7 protein-coding genes, 1 pseudogene and 1 riboswitch are annotated in these 10,763 nt (G+C 43.7%); all 8 genes and pseudogenes read left to right on the top strand.

Annotated features, from left to right (window positions below):
- A pseudogene (locus tag CCU_RS08015) lies at positions 1–254 on the top strand (ATP-binding protein); the annotation flags it as partial.
- A gap of 85 nt (positions 255–339) precedes the next feature.
- On the top strand, positions 340–816 hold the full coding sequence (locus CCU_RS08010; protein WP_015534235.1) for a hypothetical protein: 477 nt from the start codon (positions 340–342) through the stop codon (positions 814–816).
- On the top strand, positions 804–1,532 hold the full coding sequence (locus CCU_RS08005) for an XRE family transcriptional regulator (protein ID WP_015534234.1): 729 nt from the start codon (positions 804–806) through the stop codon (positions 1,530–1,532). The genes CCU_RS08010 and CCU_RS08005 overlap by 13 nt, the downstream gene beginning before the upstream one ends.
- Positions 1,519–2,640, top strand: coding sequence for a hypothetical protein (locus CCU_RS08000; protein WP_015534233.1), 1,122 nt, complete (start codon positions 1,519–1,521; stop codon positions 2,638–2,640). Before CCU_RS08005 ends, CCU_RS08000 begins: the two co-directional genes overlap by 14 nt.
- A 145-nt stretch (positions 2,641–2,785) precedes the next feature.
- The gene (locus tag CCU_RS07995; RefSeq protein ID WP_015534232.1) at positions 2,786–3,619 is read left to right on the top strand and encodes a hypothetical protein; all 834 of its coding nucleotides are present in this window, start codon (positions 2,786–2,788) and stop codon (positions 3,617–3,619) included.
- Positions 3,620–3,986: 367 nt separating this feature from the next.
- Positions 3,987–4,129: riboswitch (cobalamin riboswitch) on the top strand.
- 162 nt (positions 4,130–4,291) lie between these two features.
- The gene (locus tag CCU_RS07990) at positions 4,292–5,518 is read left to right on the top strand and encodes a hypothetical protein (protein WP_208896104.1); all 1,227 of its coding nucleotides are present in this window, start codon (positions 4,292–4,294) and stop codon (positions 5,516–5,518) included.
- The gene (locus tag CCU_RS07985; RefSeq protein ID WP_015534230.1) at positions 5,479–10,533 is read left to right on the top strand and encodes a fibronectin; all 5,055 of its coding nucleotides are present in this window, start codon (positions 5,479–5,481) and stop codon (positions 10,531–10,533) included. The genes CCU_RS07990 and CCU_RS07985 overlap by 40 nt, the downstream gene beginning before the upstream one ends.
- Before the next feature lie 44 nt (positions 10,534–10,577).
- On the top strand, positions 10,578–10,763 hold a 186-nt coding region (locus CCU_RS07980), incomplete at its 3' end, for a homing endonuclease associated repeat-containing protein (protein ID WP_330369865.1).

The following is a 10,763-nucleotide window of genomic DNA, read 5'->3' as shown; positions in this document are numbered from 1 at the left end:
TTTTCTTTGAAAACAATGTAGAAATAGACTTCTATATACCTTCTGAAAGCCTTGCCATACAGGTAAGCCTGCAAGTTTTAGATGATATAGACACAAAAGAACGCGAAACCCGTGCATTTGCCAAATTAAACAATTTTATTCCTGATTCCAAATGCATTATTATCACCAACAGTGAAGAGACAAATCTTGAATATGATGGTATAGATATAGAGGTCATACCAATCTGGAAATGGCTTCTCATGGCGGATCTGTAACACCTGACACCTTTTACTGTGCCATGAATGCAAGAAATATTCTACAAGAATTATCACAAAATTTATTAAATTGAGGTATGTAGACATGGGAGAAACTATTCAAAATTATTTTGAAAAAACGAAGCAATATCCTAATTATTACTCAAATGAAGATTTTAGTACTATTTGTGATGGTATTAAAAAGGGAATTGATAAGGGTGTATTTCTTGTTAAGAGGAAAGATGAAACAGATTTGTCTGTATTTGAAGAAAAATATGGATATACATTACCTACAGAAATTAATGATTATATTAATCTGTTTGGGCATCCTTGTATTAGAGGATATTGTAATACTAAAGAATTTATTGTATTATTCTCCGTTTTGAAAAAGGAAGAAGATTCTAGTGATGACATATTATTCTATGAAAATAGTTTGATTTCAATGGCTAAAGATTGGGAAAAGATGGATATAGATGGAGAAGTGGAAAATAAGCCAATTGCCAATTCTCTAAAAGAACTTATTAACAATATGAATGTCAATCCGAATATTCGGAAAAAGGAGGAAAACAAATGCTGCTTATAGGATCCAGGATTCAGGAGTACCGGAAGAAAGCCGGGCTGAATCAGGAGGAATTTGCGGAAAAGATGGGAGTCAGCAGACAGGCTGTGTCCAAGTGGGAGAGGGATAAGGCGTATCCTGATCTGGACAGGCTTGTGTGTATATGTGAGATTCTGGATGTACAGGTTGGAGAACTTATATATGGAAAGGGTGATGAGCCGGAGGCGCCGGAAGAGGTGTCCGGGGATGGGACTTCAACGAATAATGCTGTCCATCTGAAGAATCTCAGGGGAAAAGGCAGGCTTGCCAGATTGAAAATATTATTTTGCGTGATGGCAGCCATATGCGTTTTCTGTGTAATTGTGGTGGCGGTGCTGTTTGTGAGGAACGAGTGGATCAGCCATTCAGATAAGAACGGAAATGTGCGCGTGGAGAAGGTGTATCAGCAGTATACAAAAGCTGATCTGGCATATTTGGATGACAATGGCCGAAAGATCATGGATACTGTGTGGCTTGATGTACCGGGGGTACGGGATGGAGATTACATACAGTTGTACACAGGGGTGGACGGTGATGGTCTGTTTCTGAATTACAAGACATCAACCATAATTGCCGCAGCATTTGTCATGCTGGTGTTTATTATTCTTCTGATCCTCATTGGGCTTGAGATAAGAAGGATGAAGAAAGAAGATACACTTCAGATCATACTTGAGGATAAGACAGCCGATGAAAAAATGTAAAAAAATTGTCTGCGCGATCGTAATAGCATGCATACTGGCGGGAGCTGCATTTGTCGCTCTTGAGTTTATGGGCGTTATTGATCTGAACAGTGCGCGGAAGACGGAAGAAAAAAGTGAAACTGAACAGGATGGAAATAAAATAGCTGACGATGAGACAGAGCCTTGGCATATAGTGTTCAAGGGATATGCCTTCTCTGTGAAGCCGGTAGGACTGGCAATCATACATGAGAGTGGCTGCCTTAATATAAGAAGCTGTGATGATTATCTGATACAGATCGATGTGGAGGATAAGACGATGGCGGATTTCTGGGACAACAGAGAGCAGCGCAAGAAAAATATTGAGGACGCAGGTTATGTGATGGAGCTGGAGCCTGAGAAGTTCGAGATACAGGGGAAGGAATATATCAGATACATAGCGAGTCTTGCAAATGAACGAGGTGCGAAGTTCGACAGATCATATTTTTATCAGCTTATATGTGATGCCGGGGAAGGGCAGCGTTTCTTTACTTCGATAAGATTTGATGAGATAGATATAGATGCGCTGAGCGGGGCGGAGAGAGCTGAGGTATATGAGAAGGCTGCCGATGAAGCTGTGGCCATTGTTGCGGGGGCCGTTCCCACAGATGAGACAAATGATATGACAGGCTCATACTGGCAGGAGGACGAAGCTATGGAGACGGGAGTAGTGGACAGTGTCGTGAATGGAGATACTACCGTGTCATATGAAATCCCTGAAAATTACAGCCTTCAGAATGAGGATTTGTCAGGTAAGACATACTATTCAGACGGTGATAAGATCACGGTTGTGACTTCGATCGTACCGTATAGTTGGATGACAGCATCTGATATGGCAGACAGAAAGACCGAGGCCGGAATATCAAAGGTAACAGAGGAAGGTCAGTGTGAGGTAAATGGTGTGACATTTTATTACTACACATATTCGACCTTATATATAAAGGACGGCAAGAGAAATATCACATACTATTTTAATGCATATGCTGATCTAAAGGATGGAAACATATATACAGTCAGCGGATTTGCCGATGATAATCCGGATGCCATGGACAGAGACACTTATTATAGTTTCATGAACATTACGGAGAAATAAGCACTATAGATTGCAAAAAAGTGACGAAAATCCCTATAATTCCGGTTTGCTACCCATAGTTGCCTGGTTGCAACCGATTACGGCTTGATAAAATATAGTGACATTCTCAATAATAAAGCCACTAGGTTTTAAGGAGGATTATTATATGAGGAACAGGAAAATGTTGATTGCAGGACTTATCACGGTGGTGATGGGAATTTCTATAGTTGGATGTGGAAATGATGGCAAATCCACCAGAGAGACGGAGTCAACAGAGCAGGTAACCGAAACGGAAATGGCAACGGAGGAGGAATCTGAGGCTGAGGATACAGGTGATACTGAATCTGATGATTCATATGCAGATGAAACCGATTACAGTGATGACAGTGAGGAATCCACAGAATTTACGATGCCTGTATATGAGGATTTTACATTGGCATCGGGACTCAGCGAGAATTACGCAGATCTTGACAATAGGTCATTTGTATATAATGGAAAGAAATTCACTTTAGGTGAGTCCACCTTGAAGGATCTTATAGACGGTGGAATACCATTTGAGCAGAATTCTCTCAATAACAGTGGCAACAATGTAAATAAAAATTACGAAACTGACAGATACACAGCAGAAATCAATGACTACGTAACGATGCAGTTTATGTTTGGCAACTTTACTGACGGTGAGCAGAAGGCAGAGGATTGCGTTCTCTCATATGTAAGGTATTCACACCTTTTTGTGCCAAACCCGGATTATGATGCCAGCATGAATGCAGAGATCAGTGAGATGATGATTGACGGTGCAAAGCAGGTGAACTTCTCATTCCCTACAACTATCACCAAGGATCAGTTGCTTGAAAAGTGCAGCGAGAATGCAGAAGTAGATGGCAAGATAGTCAAGTACAGTGTAGATTCTGAGGTTTATATGGGAAGCAGCGGCTATACATTTGAGTTTGACGATACAACAGGACAGCTCAAAGAGGTCAGAATAAGCTGGCTTCCGTAACTAAAAAGTAATCAGAATAAGAGCCAGAAGAAAAGCCGGATATCTCTATAAAATAGGGATACCCGGCTTGTGACTTTCTTACGGTTTCTCTCTTCCTCAACCATCTCTGATAGCATCTCTTTGACATCCTTCGATTTCTTGATGTTATCATGGCTTGGAGGATTTGTAAACCAAATGTATGCTGTGGACAGCAGAATGAAATCCAAAGGTATTCTCAGTAATTTCTCTCTACTTACATATTATGCAGAAATGTGTGATATGGATAAAACACATATCTCACCTTACTAATAAAATATGACAAAAAAATACATTAAGTGGTACTTGGAGTTGACAATTCCCCGATTCACAATTACTATAAACCCTGTGATTTCATAGTGAAAATCTGCTCGGATGCCGTCCTGAAAAGCATCCGATCAGGGGGAAATTCGGTGAGATTCCGGTGCAACCGCCATTACTGTGTTAAGACTTGTGTCTTTCAGTCAGAATGCCCGCAGATTTTATGAGATTTCCGGCCGCGTGACGGCGTCTGACAGACACAGACAGCCGGGATATGCGGAGTACCCGGATGCGGATGACACGACAGTTCATCTGTTAGCTTTTGGGCGTGGGAAAAGCAGAATACATATTCCCTGCTTTATAACCTACAATTAAATAAAGAAAGGAAAATAGGAGATGAAACGAATCAGGACATTGATGCTTTCATTCTTATTGGCATGCGCAGTTTTAGTGGCACCATTTGCTTCAAATGCAAGCTGGGGCTATGTTCAGGCTGCCGCCGCAGAGAGTGATGGCGAAGTTGATTACAGCACTGAGTACGTTGTGCTGTCTCTTGAGGGATTTACTCTTGGCCAGGGATTCTATATCGAGCCAGAGAGAATGTCCTACAAAGAGATCGGTGAAGTCTGGAAAGAGGAAGGCATAGACATCGACCTGTCTAAGCTTACCGTATCACAGGCAACTTACGCGTTTTTCAAGAAAGAGGGACTTGAAACAGAACCTTCAGGAACAGACAAATACAACAGTTCCAGTTATTATCTTGCCAACGTAAAGGGCATTGATAAGGGAGCTGCAAATGTTCCACAGGAGCTTAAGGATGCTTATCAGAAGAAGAATGGAAAGGCACTTGAGCTTAAGGACAAGACTGGAAAAGATCTTGGCCAGTTTGACTATTTCAGCATGTCTGGCTGGATGAACACAGTTGACAATATAATGGGAAATGTCGGCGCAGGAGAATATCAGGTAGATTCTGCAGCCGGAGTAGACAATACACACGTTATCCGTTGGCAGTTCACACTCGCAGATTATGGCGCAGATCTGGGATATGGCTACAATCCGGATAAGAATACATTTGACTCTGAGTATGCATACTATGAGACTCAGGACAAGACAGAGCTCTATGTGCTCTATGCAGAGCATGCAGATGAGATAGCTAAGGACGAGGCTCTACGTGAAGAGGTTCAGGCGGTCATGACAGATCTCACTGCAACTGCAGATGAGGTTCAGGCAGTTGAGAAGAAGATCAGGGGCGACAAGAGAAATACAGTATCTGTAACCATGAATTATTCTGCTCCTTACATGACTCTGGCTGATTCAGAGGGCAATGAGATTGAAGTTGGAGAGCCTGATGGCAGCAAGTATACCCTTGAGCTTGAGCCGGGTACATACCGTCTGTCAGCATATCAGAAGAGCGGTGACGAGAAGACAGATATGGGATCGATAGATCTCGTAGTCACAGACGAGCCACAGCAATCATACAGCATATACAGCATCACAGATATAGCATGTACAGGTTATGACACTGTAGATGGCAACAAAAATATTGGAAGGAAGACGTTGACTATACTGTTGCAGGTAAGGTTATGTCTCCTGACAATGTGGACAGACATGCAGAGTTTGTAAAGACCAGGGAGGGGTCAGATGGCGCCTGGGCAAAGTATGCAGGACTGTTCTACTATGCTGATATGGTGTCAGTGACATATGATCCGGTTGGAGATAGAGCAGATGACTATATCTCTAAGACTGTGTCAAACACACTTACATCCAACAGAAGCTACGGTTATTCAGTAGCTCTTGCAGCGGCAAAGACAGTAGAGTTCACAGTTCCAGAGGGAACTGAGCTCAGAGTTGGTACACTTTCAACATACTATATATATAAGGATGAGGCTGGCATCAAGATAGACAGCAAGGATGCCGGATATGACACATACAAGTATAAGCTTGGAAGTGGTATCACATATTACTACCGTGTAACTGGTGGAGAGGGAGTGACATACTGGAACTGGTTCTCCACAACCACAGATGCTGAGTACAAGGTAACAGCCGAGGATATGTACATCGGCGACAGCACATATGGCCCTGGCACAGTTGTACATGACATGTCAGCCAACAGCTCAGATGTAGCTGATATCTACATGACTTCAAATGAGAAGGGCTATGTGGCTATGCAGAAGGGTGACAAGTATCACCTTGAGTGCTTCCGTAACTGGCAGGCAATAGAGGGTATCATGAATGCAAAATCAGCAGAGCCTGATTATCACTACACAGTTATCGATGAGAATGGTAACCCATCAAGTGATGTGATCAGCGTTGTACCTGGCGAGCATTCAGAGATAGCAGAGATCGAGGCAAAGTCAGAGGGAACAGCGATACTTCTCGTAACCTATGATGCAGAGATCAACAAGCCTGGTATGGGCGGTTCATTCTTCAGTGCGATCTGGCCTGAAAACACAGGTGTAGTCGTATTCACTGTAGGAAATGACGGCTCAGACATTCAGACAAATATGACATTAAATGCAGGACGCAACACAGAGACTGCTAAGACTGCTGTAGACAATCTGGATGCACAGATCGATGTTCTGTATTATCTTGAGGGAGCAGCCGGTGCAGAGTACACATTTACACCGGAGGATGGAGTGGCAGTATCAGTTCTTCATCCACAGATCACGGGAAACAAGCTTACATACAGTGGATTTACAACAGCAGATGTCAAGAAGAATGATGATGGAAGCTACACTGTAAGCGGTCTCACAGAGGGATCAAACATAATAAAGGTGACAAAGGACGGAGTTAGCACATATCAGGTAGTACGTGCAAAGGAAGTCCCGGTATCATACACATATAAGAACGCTGATGGTGACGAGATCTCAGCAGATGAACTCAGAGCCGGTGATACCATAGAGGTTTCATATGGTAAGCGTACAGAGGATGGCAAGAAGGCATACGATGGTCTGTATATTCCGGCCAACAAGCTTGCAGGAATTTACAACATGGCCGGAACTATAAAACTGTCAGATGGTGAAGGAAATGAATTCTCAGGAGCAAGCAACCAGTATGCATTTGCATCATATCCTGCTGCCCAGACAGTTACAGTCAAGATACCTCAGTATTTTGCAGGTGACGAGTACACGCTGAGCGGAGTTCTGTATGAGGGCGGATTTGGTTCGCCATACGGTTCACACAGAGAGGTCCGCCATGCAACAGGAAAGCCTGTACAGATGGCAGCAAGCGTACGTGTGGCATACCTTGGAAGTCTCCCGGATATGTCATTTAAGCTGGCAAAGACAGACTTTGTCCAGGTAAAGCTTGATGTAGTGGATGGTGCTACAAACGAAGCAGTAGAAGGATATAAGGTAAACATAAAGGATACTGAAGGAAATGCCGTAACAGTAAATGACGGCAGCTTCAATGGTCTTGCAGGCAGACAGTACAATTACACTATGAAGTGTGCCGGATACATGTATGCCGAGGGAACATTTGAGATCCCGGAGGATACTTCCGGCGAGATGTCACAGACCATCAGCCTCACAGCGTCAAGTGCAACTGCTTGGGATGGCGAGAGCAAGACCGAGCCTGAACAGGTTGACGGAGTATACCAGATCAGCACAGGTGCAGAGCTGTACTGGTTTGAAAATGAGGTAAATGTCAATAAGAAGGTCGACATAAATGCAGTGCTCACAGCGGATATCAACCTTGCAGGATATAGCTGGACACCAATAGGTACATCGGGTGCCATATACATGGGTTCATTTGACGGCCAGGGACATACTATCAGCAATCTGTATCAGAATGATATAGGCTACTCAGGAATATTTGGACAGGCGGGTGCAAGGATCAGCAGCCTCACAGTAGAGGGAACTATCATCATGAGCACCAAGACTGCAGCAGGAGCGGTTGTGGGATACCTGTATCAGGGAACCACAGATGCACCGGCAAGAGTAGCAGGTTGTACATCTAAAGTAAATATCACTTACACAGGCACAAATACATCGGCTTCGATAGGTGGTCTGGTAGGATACTGTAACACGAACAAAATAAGCAACACAGTGATTGAGAACTGTGTAAATCATGGAACTATTAAGGCAGAAAACGGTGGTACCGTCGGCGGAATCATAGGATCTATGAGCAGCCGAAATATCTGCGTACAGAATTCGACAAACTATGGTGACATCACAGCCAAGACAAATGTTGGTGGAATACTCGGAAGCCACAATGAATACTATCCACAGGATCCTGGATGCAAGATCATTTCATGCTACAATGCAGGAACGATCACAGGACAGACAAATACAGGCGGTATTGCAGGTGTTTTCAAGGGTAATACGTCAAATGACGCAGGCGTGGAGATCACAGACTGCTACAGCGCAGGAACTGTAAATGGCAGCGACACAGCCACAACAGGCGTATTTGCAGGCTATTCAGAGGATCTGACAATATCAGGATCTGCATATTCATGCACAGCCGCAGCAGATGAGAGCATCACAGAGGATCAGGCTTCATATGTATCGGCTGCTAATATAGAGGCAGTCAAGAAGCTCACAGTTGACACAGTTACCAAGATCAATGACGGAGAGGCCATCTTGAACGTGGCACCTGCAGCAGAGATCATGGCAAATGTTCCTCTGACAGCAGAAGATGGAGAATTTGTAGAGACATACAAGAAGGTAAGAACTGTAATTGACGGAGTTACTATCTTCAACATAGGTGTATATGACTACACAGCAAGTGCAGCCGGAATAAATGGTGCATCAAAGGATGGAGTTATCCTTGAGAACACAAAGGTTGAGGCAGCTTCCGCGGTTGACGCTGTAAAGCGTGCACTGGATAATGCCGGAATAGCCTACGATATTCAGGAGTCAGCTTATGGCCCATATATCGTATCTGTAAACGGACTTGCATCAGTTGCTGACTACTCAATGTCAGGATGGATGCTGTCATACAACGGAGACGACTTTGACAACGGTGGGCTTGGTTCACTGGCTGCAAAGGATAACGACACTATCGAGCTTCACTATGAGCTCACAGGAGCAGATGTAGCAGCATCATTCTCAGGACTTCCTACATTTGAGTCCATGACAATAGATGGAACAGAGATAACATTTACCACAGAGACAGAAACCGATGAGAATTGGAATTCTATCTACACATACAAGGCAAATGGAGAGGTTCTGAATGGAACAGGAACAAAGGCTGATCCATTTGAGGTCGGTGTTGTATTGCCGGAGAGCGCAGATCTTGTAAAGCTTGACATGACATACAAGACAACTGCGGATGGCCATTATGTTGTGGTTGACGGACTTTCAGCCAAGATCAACCTGACAAATGATGTTGTGTGCAGGATCACATCAAGAGGTGGAAGAACTGCATGGTACAAGATCATGGCAGTGACAGCACTCACTGAGGACAATACAAAGCTTGAGATAGCAGACGCAGAGTACACTGGAGAGGAGCTCACACCGGAAGTTACCGTATATGTAAATGACAAGAAGCTTGATCCAAGCAGCTATGAGGTTACATACAGTGATAACGTAAATGCCGGAAAGGGTACTTGTACAGTAAAGGGAACTGGTAAGTTCTCTGGTACAATTCAGGGCGAGTTCGAGATAAAGAAGTCTACAAAGACGATAACTACAGAAAAGACTGAGATCGAGGTTCTTGAAAATGCAGAGCCATTTGATCTCAAGGTTACAGGACAGGGTACACTTACATTTGCATCATCTGCACCAGAGGTGGCAGAGGTAGATCCTGAGACAGGACGTGTGACAGTCAAGGCTGTCGGTGAGACTGAGATCACAGTTTCATCTGAGGGAACAGAGAACTACGAGGCTGGACAGATCGTTATCAAGATAACAGTCAAGGAGGTTCCTGTAGAGCCAGAGGAGCCGGATACAAAGGTTACACTCACAAAGGACAACACAGTTATAGAAGTTGCAGATGTGACATATACAGGCAAGGCACAGAAGCCTGAGGTTACAGTAACAGTTGACGGTAAGAAACTTGAGGCGGCTGATTATACAGCATCGTATGCAAATAACGTGAACGCCGGAACAGCCAAGGTAACTATAACAGGTAAGAACGATTATACAGGCAGTGTTGAGCAGACCTTCAAGATAAATAAGGCAGACCAGACAGTGACAGGCAACACATTATATGTATACAACAGATATATAACCGTTAAGGCTGCTGGTAAGGGAACTGTAACTTACTCATCAACAAACAAGAATATTGCGATAGTAAACAGCAAGTCAGGTCTTGTGAGAACCAAGAAGCCGGGCAGAGTACAAATAAAGATCACTGTCTCAGGCAACAGCAATTACAACAAGGCAAGCGGAATCGTAACTCTGATAGTTACCCCTGCAAAGTCATCAATAACAAAGCTTGCATCAAACAGCAGCAGAAGTCTTAAGGTGACCTACAAGAAGGTAAGCGGTGCTACCGGATATCAGATAACATATGCTACAAACAAGAACTTTAAGTCTGCAAAGACAAAGTATGTGAGCGCAAAGTATGGCAGTGCAACTATCAAGAATCTAGCAAAGAACAAGAGATACTATGTGAGAGTAAGAGCTTACAAGACAATAAATGGCAAGAGATACATGGGACTTGGCAGCTCAGTGAAGTCTGTCAAAGTAAAATAATTCTCAGGCCATAGAAACGCAGAGATGATCCGGAGGAAAGAGGTATGGAGAACAAGAGAGCTGGCTATACACGTGAAGAATGTTGTCAGATGCTTCTGGACGCATATATTTCACTTGGAAGATATCCGAAAAAGTCAGACTTTACACCGGAGCAGGTTGGCTGGATAAAATCCTACCTTGGGCCATGGCCGAGAGCCCTTGAGGCCTGTGGCATTCTTCCTGACCGGTCT

Source organism: Coprococcus sp. ART55/1 (assembly GCF_000210595.1).
GTDB lineage: Bacteria > Bacillota > Clostridia > Lachnospirales > Lachnospiraceae > Coprococcus > Coprococcus aceti.
The sequence above is the reverse complement of the archived record's forward strand: the minus strand, read 5'-3'. Positions and strand labels throughout refer to the sequence as shown.

Coding starts and splice junctions, on each gene's coding strand:
- CCU_RS08010 (WP_015534235.1), top strand. CDS start 340: ATGGGAGAAACTATTCAAAATTATTTTGAAAAAACGAAGCAATATCCT.
- CCU_RS08005 (WP_015534234.1), top strand. CDS start 804: ATGCTGCTTATAGGATCCAGGATTCAGGAGTACCGGAAGAAAGCCGGG.
- CCU_RS08000 (WP_015534233.1), top strand. CDS start 1,519: ATGAAAAAATGTAAAAAAATTGTCTGCGCGATCGTAATAGCATGCATA.
- CCU_RS07995 (WP_015534232.1), top strand. CDS start 2,786: ATGAGGAACAGGAAAATGTTGATTGCAGGACTTATCACGGTGGTGATG.
- CCU_RS07990 (WP_208896104.1), top strand. CDS start 4,292: ATGAAACGAATCAGGACATTGATGCTTTCATTCTTATTGGCATGCGCA.
- CCU_RS07985 (WP_015534230.1), top strand. CDS start 5,479: ATGTCTCCTGACAATGTGGACAGACATGCAGAGTTTGTAAAGACCAGG.